Below are 21,044 nucleotides of genomic sequence, written 5' to 3'. Positions count from 1 at the left end.
TCGTTCAGCGCCCCGCCGTCGGTGGAGCGGTTTATAGGCGCCCGCCCCCAAACCACGCAAGCGCTTTTTTCATCGCCCATGACGATTTTTTGGCCGGGGTCCACCGGGCTTCATTCCGGCTCAATCGTTGAAGGGTATGACCTTTTGACCATAGGATTGTTCAAATTCCATAGTGAGCGGCCATGCCCGTCGAATTTGAAAGCGTCGTCACCGTCAGCGCGGCAAAGCAGATCGCCGACAGCCTGCGCGCCGCCATCATGGACGGCCGACTGAAGGTGGATGAGCGGCTGCCGACCGAAGAGGAACTGGCCCAGCGTTTCAAGGTGTCTCGCCCAACCGTGCGCGAAGCCTTGAAACGTCTGGCTGCCCAGCATCTGATCCGATCCCGCCGTGGGCCGACGGGCGGCAACTTCGTCGCCAGTCCGGCACCGGAGGACGCGGCACGGTCGCTGGCAAACGCCACCACATTGATGGTCGCGGTCGGCGATATCGGCCTGGACGACATGGCGACGGCGCGGCTGGAACTGGAGAGTGTCTGCTGTCGGCTGGCGGCGATGCGGGGCGATCCGGCTCTGGTCGCGCCCCTGGAGGCAATGCGGGAGGAGTTGGCGCGGCAGCGCAACGCAGCTTTGTCGGACGAAGAGTTCTGCGCGTCGGATGTCCGGTTCCACCGCGCGCTGGTGGAGGCCGCCGGCAATGCCCTACTGTCCTACCTGATGCATGCGGTGGTCGAGGCGCTGCAGCCGGTCAGCAACATGATCATCTATCGGGTGCGCGAGCGTGAGGCCATCATCGGCTTTCACGCCCGCCTGTTGCTCGCGCTGCAAAGGCGAGATGCCGAGGCCGCGACGGCGGCGCTCGGCGATCTGGTCGCCTACACCCGCGATCGCCACCGCGAGGCGCTCGAAAAGCGGGCCGAGCGCCCCCGTTAACAGAGGTTCAGCCGATCGCCCGCAGATGCCGGACCGGCCGGCCGGGAGATGCCGCCTCGGCCGCCGCGACGATGCCGTGAGCGTCGATGCCGTAATGGCGGTAGAGGTCGGCGATGGTGCCGGTCTGGCCGAAATGCTCGACTCCGAGCGCCCGCGTGCGGTGGCCGGCGACGGACCCGAGCCAACTCAGGGTCGCCGGATGGCCGTCGACCACGGTGACCAGCGCGCAGTGGGGCGGCAGCCCGTCCAGCAGCCGCTCGATATGGCCGCGAGCATGGCTGAGGCCGCGTTCGCGCGCCCGCTGGGCAGCGCTCCAGCCTGCGGACAGCCGGTCGGCGGACGTCACCGCAAGCAGGCCGACATCGCGCCGGTCCTCCCCCAGCATGCCGACGGCGGCGATGGCCTCCGGCGCGACGGAGCCGGTGTAGGCGATCACCACCTGGGCATTCGGTCCCGGCCGGCGCAGCCAATAGGCGCCGTCGACGATATCATGGGCGAGATCCTCGTCCATCGTTCGGGTCGGCTGCTCCAAAGCGCGGGAGGACAGTCGCAGATAGACCGAGCCGCCGGTCTCGTCGCGCAGCCAGTTGCGCTCGCTGGGGCTCCCCTCCCCGTCCCGCTGCATATAGTCGAAGGCCCACCGCATCACCACGGCCAGTTCGTCGGCGAAGGCCGGTTCGAAATAGGCCAGCCCGTCCTGCGCCATGCCGACCAGAGGCGTGGCGATAGACTGATGCGCCCCACCCTCCGGTGCCAGCGTGATGCCGGACGGCGTCGCCACCAGCATGAAACGGGCATCCTGATAGCACGCATAGTTGAGCTGGTCGGCTCCGCGCATGATGAACGGATCGTAGACAGTGCCGATCGGCAGCAGCCGCTCCCCGAACAGGCTGTGCGACAGGCCCAGCGCCGACAGCAGGATGAACAGGTTGGACTCGGCGATGCCCAGCTCCAGATGCTGGCCCTTCGGCGAGAATTCCCAACTGTAGGTGGAGGGAATGCGTTCCTTCTTGAACAGATCGGCCATCTCGCTCTTGGCGAACAGGCCACGGCGGTTCACCCAGGCGCCGAGGTTGGTCGAGACGGTCACGTCGGGCGCAGTGGTGACGATGCGTTCAGCCAGCGGCGAGCGCTCCCGTCCGATCTCATTCAGGATCAGGCCGAAGGCGGCCTGGGTCGACAGGCTCTTCTGCGTCGGAACCGCCAGCGCCGCCGGCACCGAGACGGCCGGGGCTTCGAAACGGCGGCGGCCCTTCTGCGCGAAGGGAACACGGCGCAGGAAGTCCTCCAGGGTGGCCTCCGGCAAGGAGAGGCCTTCGAAACGGTCCCACTCATGGCCTTGACGGACCTTGTTGGCGGTGCGGAAGCCGTCCATCTGTTCGCGCGTCAACAGGCCGGAATGGTTGTCCTTGTGGCCGGCCAGCGGCAGGCCGAAGCCCTTGACGGTGTAGGCGATGAAGCAGACCGGCCGATCGTGGGTCCTCGCCTGGGCGAAGGCTTCCAGCAGCGAGGGCAGGTCATGGCCGCCGAGATTGCCCATCAGCCGGGCCAGTTCCTCGTCGCTGCGGCGCTCGATCAGGCGGGTGACGTCGCCCTGGTCGCCCAACTCGTCCATCAGGCGGCGGCGCCATGCGGCTCCCCCCTGATAGGTCAAGGCCGAATAGAGCTGGTTGGGGCAGGTGTCGATCCACTGGCGCAGGCGTTCGCCGCCCGGCTCCTTGAACGCCTCCTGCATCAGCGTGCCATATTTCAGGATCACCACGTCCCAGCCGAAAGCGCGGAAGATGTTCTCCAGCCGCTCCCACAGCCCTTCGCGGATCACCGCGTCCAGGCTCTGGCGGTTGTAGTCGACGATCCACCAAGTATTGCGCACGCCATGCTTCCAGCCCTCCTGCAGGGCTTCGAAGATGTTGCCCTCGTCCATCTCGGCGTCACCGACCAGCGAGACCATGCGGCCTTCCGGCAGGTCGGCGGCCCAGCCCTTGGCCTTCAGGTAATCCTGGACCAGCGAGGCGAAGAGGGTCTGCGCCACCCCCAGCCCGACCGACCCGGTGGAGAAATCGACGTCGTCCACGTCCTTGGTGCGGGACGGGTAGGACTGGGCGCCCTTGTAGCCGCGGAAATTCTCCAGCTTCTCCCGCGTCTGGTTGCCCAGCAGATATTGGATGGCGTGGAAGATCGGGCTGGCATGGGGCTTCACCGCCACCCGGTCCTCCGGGCGCAGGGCCGAGAAGTAAAGCGCCGTCAGGATGGTCGACATCGAAGCGCTGGAGGCCTGATGGCCGCCGATCTTCAGTCCGTCCAGGTTGGGGCGGACGTGGTTGGCATTGTGGATGGTCCAAGACGCAAGCCAGAGTATCTTGCGTTCCAGCTCGGCCAGGCAGGCGAGATCGGCGGAGGACGGCTGGTTCGCGGTCATGGGTCTGCTCCCGAACGGGGGTTATGCCACAGGATTTATGTTCGAAGACCTTATCATTTGTGATCCGGCAGATGCTTGCGAAGTGGCGCCGGCCGCGGTTCCGCTTTAGCATCGAATGCCAGGATTACACGGGAAACAGCATTCGATGCCAAAACATCCGTTAGACCGCATCGACCGCAAGATTCTGGCGGCACTTCAGCAGGACGGCCGGCTCCCCAACAACGAACTGGCCGAACGGGTCGGGCTATCGCCCTCCCCCTGCCTCCGGCGCGTCAAGGCGCTGGAGGAGGCGGGGGTGATCGCCCGCTATGTGGCGCTGGTCGATCCGGCCTCCGTCGCCCTGCCGGTCAACATCTTCGTCAATGTCAGCCTGGAGCGGCAGGTGGAGGCGCGGCTCGACGGTTTCGAGGCGGCGGTGATGGCGCGGCCGGAGGTGCTGGAATGCTATCTGATGACCGGCGACGCCGATTACCTGCTGCGGGTGGTAGTGCCGGACCTTGCCAGCTATGAACGGTTCCTGAAGGAACATCTGACCCGCATTCCGGGCGTCGCCAGCATCCGCTCCAGCTTCGCCCTGAAGCAGGTGCGCTACCGCACCGCCCTGCCGCTGGAGCATCTGGGGGAATAGAGCGTCACGCTTTGGTCACTGCCGGTTTGGCGCGGCCGCCGATCATCGGCACCAGCAACGCCGCGAGCAGGCAGAGAGCGCCGGCGGCAGCAAAGGCCGGCAGATAGCTTTGAAGAGCCGTGCGTGACAGACCGGCGCCGAAGGCCGCGACGGCGGCACCCAATTGGTGACCGGCGAAAACCCAGCCGAAGACGAGGTTGGCTCGTTCCCGGCCGAAGCGTTCCGCCGTCAGGCGCACCGTCGGCGGAACGGTGGCGATCCAATCCAGGCCATAGAAGACGGCGAAGAGCGACAGACCGTAGAGGGTGAAGTCCGAATAGGGCAGATAAAGCAGCGACAACCCGCGCAGGCCGTAATACCAGACCAGGAGCCAGCGGTTGTCGTAGCGGTCGGACAGCCAGCCGGACCCGACGGTGCCGATGAAGTCGAAGATCCCCATCACCGCCAGCAGACCGGCCGCCTGCACTTCCGGCACGCTGAAATCGACGCAGAGCGGGATCAGGTGGGTCTGGATCAGGCCGTTGGTGCTGGCGCCGCAGATGAAGAACGTGGCGAACAACACCCAGAAGGTCCGCGTCACCGCGGCCTCGCGCAACGCCCCCAGCGCCGCCGGCAGGATGGCGCCGGCCGGGGACGCTGGCGGCGCGCTCCCGACCTCGCCGAAGGCGGACAGGCCGAGGTCGGCCGGACGATCGCGCATCAGCGCCAGCATCGCCAGGGCGGCCACCGCTATCAGGCCGCACAGCAGGGCGATGGCGCTGCGCCAGCCATAAGCCTCGGTCAGCATCGACAGCAGGGGCATGAAGACCAGTTGCCCGGTGGCGGAACTGGCGGTCAGCAGCCCGATCACCAGCCCGCGGCGGGCGACGAACCAGCGGGTGGCGATGGTGGCGCCCAGCACCATCGCCGTCAGGCCGGTGCCGAATCCGACGACGAATCCCCACAGCAGGATCAACTGCCAGACCTCCCGCATCGCCAGCGAGGCGAGCAGGCCGCCGCCGACCAGCATCAGGGAGGACAGCACCATGCGGCGAACGCCGAAGCGGTTGATCATAGCGGCGGCAAAGGGACCCATCAGCCCGAACAGCAACAGACGGATCGCCATCGCCAGGGAGATGTCGGCGGTGTCCCAGCCGAATTCCCGCTGGAGCGGCAACAGAAGGACGCCGGGCGCGCCCACCGCCCCGGCGGACACCAGCATGGACAGGAAGGTGACGGAAACGACGACCCATCCATAGTGGATGTCGCGGCGGGCCAGCGTGGCGGCGAGGGGGGTGGACAGCATCGGCTCGTGACTCCGGTAACCAGCCTGGTTATTGCGCGGTCACGCCGCCGTCGATGTTGATCGACTGGCCGGTGACGAAGCCGGCGGCGTCGGAGCAGAGCCAGAGCACCGCTGCGGCAACCTCCTCCGGACGGCCGACGCGGCCGACGGGATGGCGCGGACCCATCACCGCCTCCACCCGTTCGGCACTGCCGAAGGAGGCCTGGGTCATCGGCGTCTGGATGATCGCCGGGCAGACGGCGTTGACGCGCACGCCGAAGGCCGCGACCTCGATGGCGGCAGTGCGGGTCAGCCCCTCCACCGCCGCCTTGCTGGCGGAATAAGCGGCGTTGCCCGCCATGCCGATCTGTCCCAGTACCGACCCGGTGTTGACGACGGCGCCGCGGCCCTGGCCGCGCATGATCGCCAGCTCATGCTTCAGGCAAAGCCAGACGCCCTTCACGTTGACGGCCAGCATGCGGTCGAAGGCCGCCTCCTCCATCTCGGTCAGCGGCGCGACCTGATGGATGCCGGCATTGTTGAAGGCGGCGTCGAGGCGGCCATGGTCACGTTCGATCCGCTCGAACAGCGCGGCGACTTCCGCCGCATCGGCCACATCGGCGGCCACGAACTGGCCGATGCCGCCGGAACGGCCGATCAGTTCCACCGTCTCCAGCCCCTCCGCCTCGCGCCGGCCGGTGACGATCACCGTCGCCCCCGCTCCGGCGAAGGCCAAAGCCGTCGTGCGGCCGATGCCGGACGTGCCGCCGGTGACCAGGGCGACCCTCCCGCTCATGTCCGCCCCTGTCGTGTTCATTGCAATGCTCATGGCCCTCTCCTGACCGTCATCCGGTTTCTGCGCTCCGGCCGGTGCCGGGCGCCATTGATGACGATCATCATCAATACGACCTTTTATGATGTCCATCATTAAAATGTATGCCGAGCCGTGATTCCCTGAGCCTCAGCCATGCGTCGCCCGAATGGCGCGTGACGACGGGTGACACCACATCTGCACGGGGACGGGTGGGGGCTGAGAGTTGCAGGCGCCGGTCCGGCGACACCCACCCATCCGGGAGGTTTATTCTGGTGCTGGTTGCAAACTTGCCGAACATTGGCAACCGGAACGGCACGCGGCGCCCGCCATGGCGAAAGTCACGGATCCGGGGCCATGTGGTGAGCCCGACACACGGCCCTCCCCTTCGATCCGGCAGCTTGAGGATAAGCTTGACCGCCGCCGCGCAACGGATCATGAAGGCGCGAACATGCCGCTTGATGTATCCGCATGTATCGGGTGCCGTCGGGTCTTCCTCTTTCTTTCGGTCGGGCGAATGTTGCTTTCGCAGCGCTTGGGCAGCCCAAGACTTGACATCTCCCATCGGCACAGGTGCCTCCAAGCCGGATGGCAAGCATTCGTTAACCATAAAGCACCACAACTAGCGAGCGGCCCATCGCCGCATTCAGCCGACCGCCGGGACCGGATGACGAACGGGTCCGCTTGGCGCCACCGCGCTGATTCCTTTTGGAAGGCTGACACAGCGTGACTCTGCTGACTGCGCGGGCCAATGGCCCGACCGATGTTTCCCCGGCCGGTCAATCGACGATCTCCGCTCCGTGGAACGCCACTCCAATGGTGCCGACCTTGAGCGGCCCGATTGATCCCTCACTTCTGCGCGACGAGCTGCTGTCCGACATTCCGCAGGCGACCGCCGCGGCGCATCCGGACCGCACGGCCATCGTCTATGAAGGCCGGCGCGTCAGTTATGCCGAGTTGGACGCGCGCGCCAACCGGGTCGCCCGTGGCTTGCGTTCGCGCGGGATCGGTCCCGGCTGCTTCGTCGGGCTGTGGATGGCGCGGTCGCTCGACCTGCATGTCGCGCTGCTGGGCATCCTGAAGGCCGGCGCGGCCTATCTGCCCTTCGACGCCGATGCTCCGGCGGAGCGCGTGGCGGTCAGCCTGACCGACTGCGCCGCCCCGGCGATCCTGATCGATCTGGTGACCGGAACGAAGGCGGCGACGCTGGCCGAGGCCGGCGCGGACGTCCAGGTCCTGCGCATCGGCGATGTGTTGAGCGATGATGAGCGGGCGTTCGACCTGCGCGCCGACGGGGTGACGCCGGACAGCCCGGCCTACGCCATCTACACCTCGGGCTCGACCGGCAAGCCCAAGGGCATCGTCATCAGCCATCGCAACATCTGCCACTATCTGCGCGCCGCCAACAGCGTCTACGGCATCACCGCCGCCGACGTGGCCTTCCAGGGTGCGTCGGTGGCCTTCGACCTGTCGCTGGAGGAGATCTTCGTCCCCTATCTGGCCGGCGCCACCCTGTGGGTCGCCAGCCGGCAGGTGCTGGACGAGGTGGATCGGCTGGCCGACGTGCTGAACGAGGCCGGCGTCACCGTTCTCGACACCGTCCCCACCCTGCTGGCGATGCTGCCGAAGGATGTGCCGTCGCTGCGCGTGGTCATCCTGGGCGGCGAGGCCTGCCCGCCGGCGGTCGCATCGCGCTGGTGCCGGCCGGGCCGTCGCCTGTTCAACAGCTATGGCCCGACCGAGGCGACCGTCGTCGCCACGGTGGCCGAGGTGCTGCCCGACACCCCCGTCACCATCGGCCGCCCGATCCCCAACTACACCTGCTATGTGGTGGATGAGGCGCTGCATCCGGTGGCCGCCGGCACCCAGGGCGAGTTGCTGATCGGCGGCCCAGGCGTGGCCCAGGGGTATCTCGGCCGGCCGGAACTGACGGCTGAGAAGTTCATCGCCAACCCGTACCGCACCGGTGCACCAGATGCATTTCTGGACCCGCTGCTTTACCGGTCGGGCGACGCGGTCAGCGTCGATGCCGACGGCAACCTGCGTTTCCATGGCCGCATCGACGATCAGGTGAAGATCCGCGGCTTCCGGCTGGAATTGGGCGAGATCGAGGCCAAGCTGACCGACCTGCCGGGCATCGCCCAGGCCACGGTTGTGCTGCGCAACGACAACGGGCTGGACCGGCTGGTCGCCTTCCTGGTCGCGCAGCCGGGTGCGTCTCTGGAGAAGACTGCGATCCGCGACGCTCTGCGTGCGCAGCTGCCGGCCTACATGGTGCCCGCGCATTATGAGCAGGTGGCGGAGCTGCCGCGCCTGACCTCAGGCAAGGCCGACCGCAAGACCCTGCAGGCAATGACGCTGACGGAGGATGCGGGCTCGGGTGAGCAGGAGGAGCCGCGCAGCCCGACAGAGGCCACGCTGCTGGACGCCGCCCGCCGTGTCTTCCCCGGCCAGTCGATCCCGCTGGAAGCCGACTTCTTCCTCGATCTGGGCGGTCATTCGCTGCTGGCCGCGCGCTTCGTCTCTGCGGTGCGCGAAACCGCCGGGCTGGCCAGTCTGACCCTTCAGGACGTCTATGGCGCCCGTACCCTGCGCGCCATGGCCGAACGGCTGGACGCCAAGGCGCCGGCGGGACATGGCGCGGCACCGGCCGACCTGTCCTTCGATCCGCCGCCGCTCGGCCGCCGCCTGCTGTGCGGTCTGGCCCAGGCCGCGGCGCTGCCGATCATCCTGGCGTTGATGACGGTGCAGTGGCTGGGCGTTTTCGTCAGCTACATGCTGCTGTCCGGCGAGGATGCCGGGCTGCTGGGCGAGATCACCACGCTGTTCGGCGTCTATATCGTCATCAACATCGCCACCGTCGTCATCGCCATCGCGGCGAAATGGCTGATCATCGGCCGGACCAAGCCGGGCCGCTATCCGCTGTGGGGCGTCTATTATTACCGCTGGTGGCTGGCCCAGCGCTTCGTCGCGCTGGTCCACCTGAAATGGTTCCAGGGATCGCCGGTGATGCGGCTGTTCCTACGCGCCCTCGGCGCCAAGGTCGGCGCCGACGCGATGATCGGCGAGTTCGAATCCGGTGCCATCGATCTGGTCAGCATCGGTCGTGGCGCCTCGACCGGCGGCAAGGTGAAGCTGGCCAATGCCGAGGTGATCGGCAATGAGCTGGTGATCGGCACCATCGAGATCGGCGAGGATGCCTATATCGGCACTTCCTGCGTCATCGGCCATGATGCCGTGGTCGGCAAGGGCACCGAGCTGGCCGACCTGACCGCGCTGGCCGCCGGCACCCACACCGGCGACTATGAGTCCTGGGACGGTTCGCCCGCCCGCAGGATCGGCACCGTCGACAGCGCCATCCTGCCGCAGGAGCCCCGCGCCGGCATCGTCAAGCGCGCCACCCAGGGGCTGATCTATCTGGTTGCCCTGGTCGGCCTGCCACCGGTGGCGCTGATCCCGATTTTCCCGGCCTTCTACCTGTTCGACAGGCTCGACGCTTGGATGGGCGGGGTGTTCAAGGTCAACTACCTCTACTATGTCCCCGCCATTGCATGGCCGACCGCCATGTTCCTGGTGGCCTTCACCGTCCTGCTGATCGCCGCCATGCGCTGGATCGTGCTGCCGAAGGTGGAAGCCGGTTCCTACTCGGTCCACAGCTGGTTCTATGTCCGCAAATGGGTTGTGGCGCTGGCGACCGAGGTGATGCTGGAAACCCTCAGCTCGCTCTACGCCACCGTCTACATGCGGGCCTGGTACCGCCTGATGGGCGCCAAGATCGGCCGTGACGCGGAAATCTCGACCAACCTCGCCGGCCGCTACGATCTGGTGGAGATCGGCGAGAAGTGCTTCATCGCCGACGAGGTGGTTCTGGGCGATGAGGACATCCGGCGCGGCTGGATGCATCTGCAGCCGGTGAAGACAGAGGCCCGCGTGTTCGTCGGCAACGACGCCGTGGTCCCGCCGGGTGCCTGCATTCCCACCGGCACGCTGATCGGCATCAAGTCCAAGCCGCCGACGAATGCCGAGATGCAGGCCGGCGACACCTGGTTCGGCAGCCCGCCGATCAAGCTGCCGGTGCGCCAGAAGTTCGACAACGTGTCGTCCAACTGGACATTCGAGCCGTCGCGGACCCGCCGTCTCGGCCGCGCCGTGTTCGAGGCCTTCAGCCTGTCGATGCCGTCGATGCTGTTCATCACCTTCGGCACCTTCGCGGTGGAGTTCTTCGCCAAGGCCATTCTGGACCAGCGCTGGGGCGCCTTCGCCTGGCAGTTCCTCGCGGTCAGCGTCGCCATTCCGATGGCGATGGTGCTGATCGTGGCGCTGGTGAAATGGGCGCTGATGGGCCGCTACGCCCCCACCATGAAGCCGATGTGGTCCTGGTGGGCGATGCGGACCGAAGCGGTCGCCGTTCTGTACTGGGGTCTGGCCGGCAAGGTCCTGCTCGACCACCTGCGCGGCACGCCGATGCTTCCCTGGGTTCTGCGCATCTTCGGCACGAAGTTCGGCAAGGGCGTCTACATGGACACCACCGACATCACGGAGTTCGACTGCGTTTCCGTCGGGGACTATTGCGCCATCAACGCCCTGTCGGCGCTGCAGACCCACCTGTACGAGGACCGCGTGATGAAGGTCGGCCGGGTTTCGGTCGGGACCGGCGTCACCATCGGGGCCGGCGCCACGGTGCTGTACGACACCCATGTCGGCGACTTCGCCCGCCTGGGCCCGCTGACCCTGGTGATGAAGGGCGAGGAAATCCCCGCTCACGGCGACTGGGTCGGCGCCCCGGCCGAGCCGGCGGTTCATGTCCATGCGGCGGTCGATGGACAGGTGAAGGCGGCGGCTTAAACAGCCAGCGTCAGCGGCGAAAAGAACAAGGCTGGTCATACCATTGCGGTGTGCCGGCCTTTTCTTTTGCCCCTGCTATTGCCGACGACAAACCGTCGCGCGCCGTACGCCCCGCCGATGGTTGTCTCCGCCCCGCAGCGGTGTATAAGGGGGGCCGAGCGCGGCCTGCCCCCTTCGCGCGCCCGGCCGGGCGCGTACCGCGGAGGCGAGCGGACGCAGTTGGATCGTCATGCCAGGTTCGCCACGAAGGAACGCCCCAATGCCCGACGATATCGCCTCAGCCCGCGGTCTGTTTCCGCTCGCCAAGGACGACACGACCTACCGCAAGCTGACCTCGGACCATGTCTCGGTCGTCGAATTCGACGGCGAGCAGATCCTGAAGGTCGAGCCGGAAGGTCTGCGCCTGCTGGCCGAGGCAGCCTTCTCCGACATCAACCATCTGCTGCGTCCGGGCCATCTGGCCCAGCTCGCCAAGATCCTTGACGATCCGGAGGCGTCGGCCAACGATCGCTTCGTGGCGCTCGACCTTCTGAAGAACGCCAACATCGCCGCCGCCGGCACCCTGCCGATGTGCCAGGACACCGGCACCGCCATCATCATGGGCAAGAAGGGCCGCCGCGTCTGGACCAAGGGCGGCGACGAGACCGCCCTGTCGGAGGGTGCGCGCGATGCCTATCTGAAGCGCAACCTGCGCTACAGCCAGCTGGCGCCGATCTCCATGTATGAGGAGAAGAACACCCGGAATAACCTGCCGGCCCAGGTCGACATCTATTCCGAGGGCGAGGACTATTACAAGTTCCTGTTCATGGCCAAGGGCGGCGGGTCGGCCAACAAGACCTTCCTGCATCAGGCCACGCCGTCGGTGCTGGCGCCCGACCGGCTGCTGAAGTTCCTGGAAGACAAGATCCGCTATCTCGGCACCTCGGCCTGCCCGCCCTACCACCTCGCCATCGTCATCGGCGGTCTGTCGGCGGAGCAGAACCTGAAGACGGTGAAGCTGGCGTCGGCCCGCTATCTCGACAACCTGCCGACCGAGGGCGGCGAGGACGCGCATGCCTTCCGCGATCTGGCAATGGAGGCCGAGGTCCACAAGCTGACCCAGAACATGGGCATCGGCGCCCAGTTCGGCGGCAAGTATTTCTGCCACGACGTCCGCGTCATCCGCCTGCCGCGCCATGGCGCCTCCATGCCGATCGGCATCGGCGTGTCCTGCTCGGCCGACCGTCAGGCGGTGGGCAAGATCACCAAGGACGGCATCTTCCTGGAGCAGCTGGAGACCGATCCGGCCCAGTATCTGCCGGAGATCGGCGACGAGCATCTGTCGGGCGATGTCGTGAAGATCGACCTGAACCAGCCGATGGAGCAGATCCGCGCCACGCTGTCGCAGTACCCGATCCGCACCCGCCTGTCGCTGACCGGCCCGCTGATCGTCGCCCGCGATCTGGCCCACGCCAAGCTGCGCGCCCGCCTGGACGCCGGCGAGCCGCTGCCGGACTATTTCAAGAACCACCCGATCTACTATGCCGGCCCGGCCAAGACGCCGGAAGGCTACGCCTCCGGCTCCTTCGGGCCGACGACGGCGGGCCGCATGGACAGCTTCGTCGACCAGTTCCAGGCGGCGGGCGGCTCCATGGTCATGCTGGCCAAGGGCAACCGCAGCCCCGAGGTGACGGCGGCCTGCAATCAGCATGGCGGCTTCTATCTCGGCTCGATCGGCGGCGCCGCCGCCCGTCTGGCCCAGGACTGCATCAAGAAGGTGGAATGCGTCGAGTATCCCGAACTCGGCATGGAAGCCATCTGGCGCATCGAGGTCGAGGATTTCCCGGCCTTCATCATCGTCGACGACAAGGGCAACGACTTCTTCAAGGAGTTGAAGCTCGCCTGATCCGGACTGACAGGACGTGAAGGGGCGCGGTGCCTTGCGAGGGGTTCCGCGCCCTTTTTCCTGTCCGCTTGCGGGATGGCACCGGAGGCGCCTATCTTCATCACTTCGGGATCGGAGCGCATCGGGATCGGGGTGGGAGGACTTTGCAATGGACGGTGTCTATGACCGGCGCGCGCCGAAGCGGGACATCACCTTGTCGTTGGACGAGGACATCCTGCAACGCGCCCAGTCCCTTCCCGGCGACCTGTCGGAACGGGTCGAAAAGATGCTGGCCGATGAAGTGGCGAAGGCGGATCGCGAACGGCGCCTGGATGACGTGATCGACGCATGGAACCGCTTCGATGAAAAACATGGGTCTTTCGCGGACCAGCATGTCGATGACATCTTATGAGCCAGTTCGACGTCCATAGAAACAACGGCGCTGGCCAACAGACGACTCCTTTTGTGGTTGTCATTCAATCGGGAAGGTTCGACAGGGCACGCAGTCGCGTCGTCATTCCAATGATCGACAAGCGCGCGGAGCCGCCCATCGATCCTGAATTGAATCCGTCTTTTGAAATCGATGGACGCTCGGTGGTTCTTCATCCACTACAGACCGTGACGGTCCGCACCGAACGGCTCGGCGAGAAGGTCTGCTGCCTCGCCGACGACAGCGACCGCATCATCGCCGCCATCGACCTTCTGATTTCCCGTGCCTGGGGATGAGTAGTCCGTGACACCCGCCCAAATCCAAGACCGCATCCTGTACCGCGACGGGCTGATGCTGATCCTCGACAAGCCCGCCGGCCTGCCGGTCCATGCCGGTCCCGCCGGTGGACCGAACCTGGAGCGGCATTTCGACGCGCTGCGCTTCGGCTTTCCCAAGCCGCCGTCCCTCGCCCACCGGCTGGATCGCGACACGTCGGGCTGCCTGATCCTGGGCCGCCATGCCAAGGCGCTGCGCAAGATCGGCATCCTGTTCCAGAACGGCAAGGTCGATAAAACCTATTGGGCGGTGGTCGCCGGCACGCCGCCGCAGGAATCCGGACGGATCGAGCTGCCGCTCGCCAAGGTCTCCAACAAGACCGGCGGCTGGCGCATCGTCGGGTCGCCCGACGGACAGCCGGCGGTCACCGACTACGTCGTGCGCGGGCAGGCGGACGGGCTGACTTGGCTGGAACTGACCCCGCACACCGGCCGCACCCACCAGATCCGCGTCCATTGCGCCTCCATCGGCTGCCCTTTGGTCGGCGACCCGCAATATGGCGGGCCGGAGGGCAAGCCGCTGCACCTGCATTCCCGCGCCATCTCGCTGCCGCTCTACCCCAAGCGCGATCCCGTCGGCGCGGTGGCTCCGGTCCCGCCGCACATGCAGGCCGCGCTTGCGGCTTGCGGCTTTACCGAGGCTTCATAGCTTCGCCGCTACCCTCCGTCCTTGCTGCATTGCGGCAGGCTGCCCCATGATCATCGATGGAGATGGGGCGATCACGGCCGGGGGGACGAGCGCATGATACCGATCGGCACGACGACTGCCCGCTGGATGACTCTGCGCTATGCCCTGGCGCTGACGTTGATCGCGCTGGGCACGCTCGCTGGTTTCGTCATGACCGAGCGGGTCATCGGACAGCACGAACGTATGCTGGAGGTCGTCAACGTTTCCGGCCGGCAGCGCATGCTGTCGCAGCGGACGGCCCTGCTGGTGGAGCAGTTGAAGACCGCGACCGATCCCGCAACGCGCGTCGACCTCGCCCGGCTGCTGGATGGCGCCACGGACATGCTCGAAGCTGCCCACCGGCGGCTGAGCGGCCGGGCCGGGCCGGAGGAAGGCCCGCCGCTTGGGCCGCCGCCGCAGGATTTGTTCTACAGCGGTCCTGATCCGCTCGACCCGGTGGTGACCGAGCACATTGCCGCCTTGCGCCGGGTCATCGCCGCCGCATCCGCCGGTCAGCCGCCCGACCCTGCGGAAGCGGACCGCATCACCGCCCAGGCGCTCGGCCCGCTGCTGGACCGGTTGGAAGAGGTGGTGGCGCTCTATCAGGAGGAGGGGGAGGCCGGCTTCCAGACCCTGCATCGGCTGGGGCTGGCGGCGCTGCTGATCACCCTGCTGATCCTGGCGGTGGAGGCTCTGGCGATCTTCCGGCCGATGACCCGGCAGGTGCGCCGCCAGTTCACCGAAATCCTGCGCATGGCGGAGACCATCGAGCGCGCCAACGCAACGCTGGAACAGCAGGTGCGCGAACGGACGGCCGAACTGCACGCCGCCAAGACCGCCGCCGAGCAGGCCCACCGCGCCAAGTCCCGCTTCCTCGCCCACGCCAGTCACGATCTGCAGCAGCCCCTTCAGGCCATCGGCATGTTCACCGGTATCCTGGAACGCCAGCCGCAGAGCGGCAAGACGGCGGCCCTGCTGACCGATCTGAAGGCGGCGCAACGGTCGATGCGCGACCTACTGAACGCCATCCTCGACATCTCCAAGCTGGAGTCGGGAGTGGTGACGCCGAAGCCGGTCGACCTGCCGCTCTCCCCCCTGCTCGACCAGTTGGAAGCGGAGTTCGCCGGCCAGGCGGAGGCCAAGGGGTTGCGGCTGCGCGCCATTCCGACCGATGCCGTGGTGAACAGCGACCCGGCCCTGCTAGAGCGCATCCTCCGCAACCTGATCGCCAACGCCATCCGCTATACCGAGACCGGCGGCGTGCTGGTCGGCTGCCGGACCCGCGGCGATACGCTGTGGATCGAGGTCTACGACACCGGCCGCGGCATCGCCGAACCCGACCGACAACGCATATTCGAAGAGTTCGTCCAGCTCGACCGCCCCGACCGCGACCGCAGCGAAGGCATCGGGTTGGGCCTTGCCATCGTCGAGCGGCTGGCAAGGCTGCTGGGCCATCCGGTGACGGTGCGCTCGGCGGAGGGACGCGGGACAGCGTTCGCGGTGGGAGTGCCGCTGGCGGGGTGATATTGTCCCGCGCACGAGAACGATCTGATGCGAACGGGTCGGATTGTTCCGCGGGCCGTTGGGTGCCAAATTCCCCTCCAGACAACGGCACACACCCCAACGGTACGGAGGGTTCCATCATGATCACCATTCGCCATCGCGACGAGCGCGGGGTCGCCAACATGGGTTGGCTGAACAGCAACCACAGCTTCTCGTTCGGCCACTACTTCGATCCCGGCCATATGGGCTTCCGCGCCCTGCGCGTCATCAACGAGGACCGGGTCATCCCCGGCGCCGGCTTCCCCACCCATGGGCATGCCAACATGGAGATCGTTTCCTACGTGCTGAACGGTGCGCTGGAGCATAAGGACTCCATCGGCACCGGGTCGGTGATCCGTCCGGGCGAGGTCCAGGTGATGAGCGCCGGCCGCGGCATCCGGCACAGCGAGTACAACGCGTCGGACACCGAGCCGGTGCATTTCCTCCAGATCTGGATCCTGCCGGAAGCCAACAACCTGGCGCCCGGCTACCAGCAGGCGGATTTCCCGGCCGAGCAGAAGCGCGGCACGCTGAAGCTGGTCGGGTCGCGGGACGGGCGGGACGGCAGCACCATCATCCACCAGGATGTCGACCTGTACGCCGCGCTTCTGGATGGCGAGGAAAGCGCCACCCTGCCGCTGCGCCCCGGCCGCCATGCCTGGGTCCAGGTCGCCCGCGGCCGGGTCCATCTGAACGGCACGCTGCTGAAGGCCGGTGACGGCGCCGCGCTGACGGACGAGGAGGCGGTAACGCTGGACCGGGCGGACGAGGCGGAAGTGCTGGTCTTCGACCTCGCCTAGGGTCACGTCACAGCACCTGCTTGGGCACCGACAACAGCTCCTTCCTGATGCGGTTCATGCTGGGGCGGTTGTCGGGGCCGAAGGCGATGGGGCGGCACAGGTGCATGGCGGTCAGCCCGACCCGCGCGGTCAGCAGGCCGTTGATGACCCCCTGCCCCATCCGGGTGGAAATGGCGGCGGCGAGCGACCCGCCCAGCGCCTCCACCGCCACATGGTGGGCGCTTTCCGTCACACCGGCGACGGCGATGTTGGCGAGCATCCGGCGCAGGAGTCGGAGCGAGCCGACATAGCCCGGCCGGGCGCCGTAGAGGCTGGCGATCTCCCGCACCAGCTTCAGGTTGCGCCACAGCACCACGGCGAAGTCCAGCAGCGCCGCCGGGCTCAGCGCGGTGGCGACGGCGGTGTCGCGCGAGGCGCGCAGCACCCGCTGATAGGCGGCGCGGTCGAGCGGGCTCAGCACTTCGCGGTCCAGCAGCCGGACGACCTCATGCTCGTCATGGGCATCGGTGACATGGTCGCGGACGCGGGCCAGCGCCGGCGCAAGTTCCCGCCGGTCGGAATAGAGCGCCACCAGCGATCCGGCGAAGCGGTCGGCCCGGCCGCCGGGCGCATCGACCTCCAGCCGGCCAGCCTCCGCCCGCAATTCCTCGATCCGGCGCAGACGGCGGAGCGACAGCAATTCGGTCACCAGCATCGCGACTCCCGCGATGCCGGCGGTGGCGGCCAGCAGGGCAACCAGAACGCCAAGAGCGAGGCTGGTGGCGAAGGCGCGGGCCAGCAGGTCGGCGGTGTCGAACCCCAGCGCGACCAGAACCAGCGCCGCCAGCGCCCCGAAAAGCCAGCGCCCGAGCCGGCGCGTCGTCCGAACCGGCGTGGCGGGGGCCGGCAACAGGTCGGCCGGGTCGCCGGAGCCGGTCAGCAGGGCGGTCTCCTCCTCCGCCGGGACCGGCGCCGCGCGGTCGAGGTCCAGCTCCATCGGCGGGACCCAGCCCTTTGAGGCATTGCGGGTGTCGCGCTCCGTCACGTCAGATAGTCCCCGAGAAGGAATTGCAGGGCCTGATCGACGCGGATGTGCGGCAGGCCGCGCGGGTCGCGGCCGAGGTCGTCGGGCGGGCGGAAAGGCAGGAAATTATAGGGACGGTCGCGGCCGGGCGGGAAGGCTTCGGCATCCTCCGGGATCTCGCCGGGGAACAGCACTGTCGGGCGGTCGCGGCCGACGGGAATGCCGCGCACGCAACGCAGTTGCCGGCCCTCATGCTCCGTCACCACGCTTTCGGTGCATTTCAGCGCGGCGATGGCCATGGTTTCGACCTGGGCCCCTTCGAAACGGATGGCGTTGCGGGCATCGCCGACCAGCCGGTCGAGCAGCGCGCGCAGCTGGGCATGCTGGTGGGCGGCGATGTGGTCGGCCTTGGTCGCGGCGAACAACACGCGGTCGATCTTGCTGCCGAACAGCCAATCGAGCCAGCCGGACGAACCATGGCGGAACGGCTCCAGGCTCAGCTCCAGCGCCCGCTTCATGTCGGCCATCCCGGCGGGGCCGGCGTTCAGCGCCCCCAGCACATCGATCAGTACGATCTGGCGGTCGAGCCGGGAAAAATGCTCGGCGAAGAAGCGGCGGACGACGTTGGTCTTGTAGGCCTCGTACCGCTCCTCCATCAGCGCCCACAGGCTGCCGCGGCCCCGCGGTCCACCCTGCAGGGGACAGAAGGTCAGCAGCGGCGCGTCCTTCATGTCGCCCGGTTCGACAAAGCGGCCGGGCTGGATCAGGCTGAGCAGCGTGTCGGCGCGGCGGCAGGCGTGGAGATAGTCGGTGTAGAGCGCCGCCCCGCGCCGCGCCGTCTCCTCCTCCGCCGAAGCGGCCGGGTCGATGGTGGCGAGCCAGCCGCGCCAGGAGGCCGACAGCTCGTCACGCGGCGGGCGGGCGGCGAGGTCCAGGGTCTGGGTGCTCCATTCCGCGAAGCTCTGACGCAGCAGCGGCAGGTCGAGCAGCCATTCGCCGGGGTAATCGACCAGATCGAGATTCAGCGTCGCCATCGGCTGCACCGTACGCTTCAGCGCCGACTCCGGACGGTAGCGCAATGAGACGCGCATCTGGCCGATGCCGCGCGTCGGCTCCGGCCAATGGGGATCGGGGCCGGTGAGTGCGGCGAGATGGCCTTCGAAATCGAAGCGCGGCACGTCGGGGTCGGGCTGGGGCCGCAGCCGCGCCGCCTGGAAGCGGCCCGACGACATGACGTCGAGGAAGGGCAGCCGCCCGGCCTTCAACAGGTTGTCGACAAGGGCGGTGACGAACACGGTCTTGCCCGCCCGCCGCAGACCGGTGACGCCGACGCGCACCGTCGATTCCAGAAGAAGCCGGCTGCCGGCGTCGTACAGGCTGTTCAGGTCGGGAATGCGCACGGGCGGACGTTCACCTCTGGCCGATGACCGGCCCTATATGGGGTTGAGTCCGCGCGATGCGAGGGGCCCGGATGCGACGTTTGGAACAGCGTGAAACAGTTTTCGGGGGTGTGTTCACTGTTCCATCCAGGCGGCATCGGCGGCGACCTCCGCGGGTGGGGACCGGAGGTCAATCGTATCATGGATGCGGTGGGTGGGTAACGGTGGGGTGAAAAGTTGGGGAGACACATGCAGAAACCTCCAACTCCGGAGACGGGAGAGGGAACCTATCCCCCGATATAATGCGGCATCAGCTTCGCCTGATCGCCGATCCAGACGCTGCAGCGGCTGTCCTGGTTGCGGAAGAAATAGGCCTTGCCGGGCTGGCGGCGGTTCTGCGGGTCGATCAGGTTGGCACCACCGGAGAAGGCGACGCCATAGCGGTAGTCCGGCGTCGCCGCCCAATAGAGGCCGTCGATCTGCTGCAGGAAGGCGCCGCGCTGGCACAGGTGCGACAGGGTGCGGTCCAGCGTCGCAAGCCCCTTCAGGCCGTCGGGCAGCTTGTAGACCGCGCGGCTTTCGGTGCGGCGCAGGCGCGGTTGGTGGCCCGGCGGCGGCGGTTCGTAGGCACGGAACAGCGGACGCAGATGGCCGGGTTCGGTGCGGTCGGTGCGCAGCACCTCCTGCGCGCCGGTGGCGGCCGGAAGCAGGAGGAGGGCGAGAAGCGGAGGGATGAGGCGGCGGGTCATCGCACCGACGGGTTGTTGGCGACGAAGGCGAAATAGGGCAGCCGCCGCACCGCGTCCGCCACCATCAGGTAAGCCACCGCGAAGGCGAGCAGCGAGCTGAGGAAATAGCCGTAGCCATACCACGGAAAGCCCATCCGGCTGAACAGCAGGGTGAAACCGGCATTGGCAGCCATATAGGCCAGTTGCACCGTCAGGTTCCGCGCCCGCAGGTCGAAATAGGCCAGGATCACCGTGCAGAACAGGAACATCACCTGGAAGAAGGCGCCCAGCACGCCGAAGCGGAACATGCCGATCTGCTGGTACTGCAGGCCGATGGCGCCGACGATGGCGGGGGCCAGGAAGATGCAGACGGCGCAGACCGCTCCTTGCAGGATGACGAGATTGCGGCTGCTGTCGAGCAGGGCGGCGATGATGGCGCGGTGGTTGCGCGCGATCTGGTCGAAGGTCGCGTGCTTCTGGATGTCGCGATAGAAGGCCTGGTAATGCTCGAAGAAGCGGGTTTCGATGTTCACCGTGAACAGGGTCAGCGCCGGCAGGGTCGTCAGATAGGCGATGAACATGGCGCCGTCATAGGCGCTGTAGATCGCCATGGCGCCGGAGACCAGTTCGCGCTCCGGCGCGAACCACATGATCCACTTGTCGGTCCAGACCGCGGCGTTGGCGAAAAATCCGATCAGCGCCAGGTCGGCGTATTTGCGGAAATAGGAGAGGAAGTCGAACAGCCGGCCGACCGGATAGGGATATTCGGCCAGCACCCGCGCGATCAGCCCGAACTGGATCACCGCCAGCCCGGCGGAGAATCCCCAGATCATCCCCGCCGCGCCGAAGCGGTCGCCCAGCAGCACCGCCCCGGCCATGCCGGTGGTCATGCCGACACCGAAGGCGACGGTGACCGCCAGATAATCCTTCAGTGCCGACAGGAAGATCGACACCACCCAGATGCCGCAGACCAGGAAGAAGTTCGCCAGCCCGCCCAGCATGATCGGCAGCGGCAGGCCGCTGAACAGCGGGTAGAAGGGTCCGGCGGTCAGGCCGGCGATGGCATAGGCCAGCCCCAGCGTCGCCAGCAGCATGCCGGGCGCCGCCTCCACCTCCTTGGCATAGATGGCGTCGGCGAGATAGCGGGTGGCGACCAGCACCAGCGGCCCGGTGAACACCACCGAGAAGCAGAAATTATAGATCACCACCACGCGGAACAGCGTCAGCTGCTCCAGCCCCACCAGATCGCGGCCGAACAGCGTGATGCCGGCCAGCGCCAGGATGGTGAACATCCAGGGGCCGGACGTGATGAAGGCGGAATGGGCATAGCCCTGCAGCACGCCCAGCAGATCGTCGCGCCGGGCCAGCCGCCGGAGTGCGAAACCGATGCCGGCCAT

The 21,044-nt window shown here is 67.2% G+C and carries 16 protein-coding genes; 9 read left to right on the top strand and 7 right to left on the bottom strand.

Going from position 1 to position 21,044, the window contains the following annotated elements:
- The first annotated feature begins 182 nt into the window (after positions 1-182).
- Positions 183-932, top strand: coding sequence for a FadR/GntR family transcriptional regulator (locus FZ938_RS28290; RefSeq protein WP_149201599.1), 750 nt, complete (start codon positions 183-185; stop codon positions 930-932).
- Between the two features lie 7 nt (positions 933-939).
- Here FZ938_RS28290 and FZ938_RS28285 read toward each other — a convergent pair whose 3' ends face one another.
- Positions 940-3,351: a transketolase-like TK C-terminal-containing protein gene (locus FZ938_RS28285; protein ID WP_149201598.1), complete on the bottom strand. Its 2,412-nt coding sequence runs from the start codon at positions 3,349-3,351 to the stop codon at positions 940-942.
- A 145-nt stretch (positions 3,352-3,496) separates the two neighbouring features.
- Here FZ938_RS28285 and FZ938_RS28280 point away from each other — a divergent pair, with 145 nt between their 5' ends.
- Positions 3,497-3,979, top strand: coding sequence for an Lrp/AsnC family transcriptional regulator (locus FZ938_RS28280; RefSeq protein WP_149201597.1), 483 nt, complete (start codon positions 3,497-3,499; stop codon positions 3,977-3,979).
- A gap of 4 nt (positions 3,980-3,983) precedes the next feature.
- On the opposite strand, the gene FZ938_RS28275 is transcribed toward FZ938_RS28280, so the two are convergent.
- Together FZ938_RS28275 and FZ938_RS28270 are read right to left on the bottom strand one after the other, a co-directional pair.
- Positions 3,984-5,264, bottom strand: a complete 1,281-nt coding sequence (locus FZ938_RS28275) for an MFS transporter (protein ID WP_149201596.1) — start codon at positions 5,262-5,264, stop codon at positions 3,984-3,986.
- A gap of 28 nt (positions 5,265-5,292) precedes the next feature.
- Positions 5,293-6,072, bottom strand: coding sequence for a glucose 1-dehydrogenase (locus FZ938_RS28270; protein ID WP_246458067.1), 780 nt, complete (start codon positions 6,070-6,072; stop codon positions 5,293-5,295).
- A gap of 801 nt (positions 6,073-6,873) precedes the next feature.
- Between FZ938_RS28270 and FZ938_RS28265 the strand changes: the two genes are divergently transcribed.
- From FZ938_RS28265 to FZ938_RS28235, 7 genes are all read left to right on the top strand, one after another.
- Positions 6,874-10,899 (top strand): Pls/PosA family non-ribosomal peptide synthetase, encoded by a 4,026-nt coding sequence (locus tag FZ938_RS28265; RefSeq protein WP_246799123.1) that lies wholly within the window; start codon positions 6,874-6,876, stop codon positions 10,897-10,899.
- A gap of 259 nt (positions 10,900-11,158) precedes the next feature.
- Positions 11,159-12,784, top strand: a complete 1,626-nt coding sequence (locus tag FZ938_RS28260) for a fumarate hydratase (protein ID WP_149201594.1) — start codon at positions 11,159-11,161, stop codon at positions 12,782-12,784.
- A gap of 148 nt (positions 12,785-12,932) precedes the next feature.
- Positions 12,933-13,175, top strand: coding sequence for a type II toxin-antitoxin system CcdA family antitoxin (locus FZ938_RS28255; RefSeq protein ID WP_149201593.1), 243 nt, complete (start codon positions 12,933-12,935; stop codon positions 13,173-13,175).
- A complete protein-coding gene (locus tag FZ938_RS28250) occupies positions 13,172-13,489 on the top strand; it encodes a CcdB family protein (protein WP_149201592.1) in 318 nt (105 codons plus the stop codon). Before FZ938_RS28255 ends, FZ938_RS28250 begins: the two co-directional genes overlap by 4 nt.
- Before the next feature lie 7 nt (positions 13,490-13,496).
- Positions 13,497-14,177 (top strand): RluA family pseudouridine synthase, encoded by a 681-nt coding sequence (locus FZ938_RS28245; protein ID WP_149201591.1) that lies wholly within the window; start codon positions 13,497-13,499, stop codon positions 14,175-14,177.
- Between the two features lie 93 nt (positions 14,178-14,270).
- A complete protein-coding gene (locus FZ938_RS28240) occupies positions 14,271-15,719 on the top strand; it encodes a sensor histidine kinase (RefSeq protein ID WP_149201590.1) in 1,449 nt (482 codons plus the stop codon).
- Positions 15,720-15,838: 119 nt separating this feature from the next.
- Positions 15,839-16,537, top strand: a complete 699-nt coding sequence (locus tag FZ938_RS28235) for a pirin family protein (RefSeq protein ID WP_149201589.1) — start codon at positions 15,839-15,841, stop codon at positions 16,535-16,537.
- Positions 16,538-16,544: 7 nt separating this feature from the next.
- Here FZ938_RS28235 and FZ938_RS28230 read toward each other — a convergent pair whose 3' ends face one another.
- From FZ938_RS28230 to pelG, 4 genes are all read right to left on the bottom strand, one after another.
- Complete coding sequence (locus FZ938_RS28230) at positions 16,545-17,561, bottom strand: TIGR01620 family protein (protein ID WP_149201588.1); 1,017 nt, start codon at positions 17,559-17,561, stop codon at positions 16,545-16,547.
- Positions 17,558-18,940: a YcjX family GTP-binding protein gene (locus tag FZ938_RS28225; RefSeq protein WP_149201587.1), complete on the bottom strand. Its 1,383-nt coding sequence runs from the start codon at positions 18,938-18,940 to the stop codon at positions 17,558-17,560. The genes FZ938_RS28230 and FZ938_RS28225 overlap by 4 nt, the downstream gene beginning before the upstream one ends.
- Before the next feature lie 266 nt (positions 18,941-19,206).
- Entirely contained in the window at positions 19,207-19,668 is a 462-nt protein-coding gene (locus FZ938_RS28220) for a hypothetical protein (protein ID WP_149201586.1), read from the bottom strand.
- The gene (gene pelG, locus FZ938_RS28215; RefSeq protein WP_149201585.1) at positions 19,665-21,044 is read right to left on the bottom strand and encodes an exopolysaccharide Pel transporter PelG; all 1,380 of its coding nucleotides are present in this window, start codon (positions 21,042-21,044) and stop codon (positions 19,665-19,667) included. The genes FZ938_RS28220 and pelG overlap by 4 nt, the downstream gene beginning before the upstream one ends.

Origin of the sequence: Azospirillum oryzae (genome assembly GCF_008364795.1) — a bacterium.
Lineage (GTDB): Bacteria > Pseudomonadota > Alphaproteobacteria > Azospirillales > Azospirillaceae > Azospirillum > Azospirillum oryzae.
The sequence above is the reverse complement of the archived record's forward strand: the minus strand, read 5'-3'. Positions and strand labels throughout refer to the sequence as shown.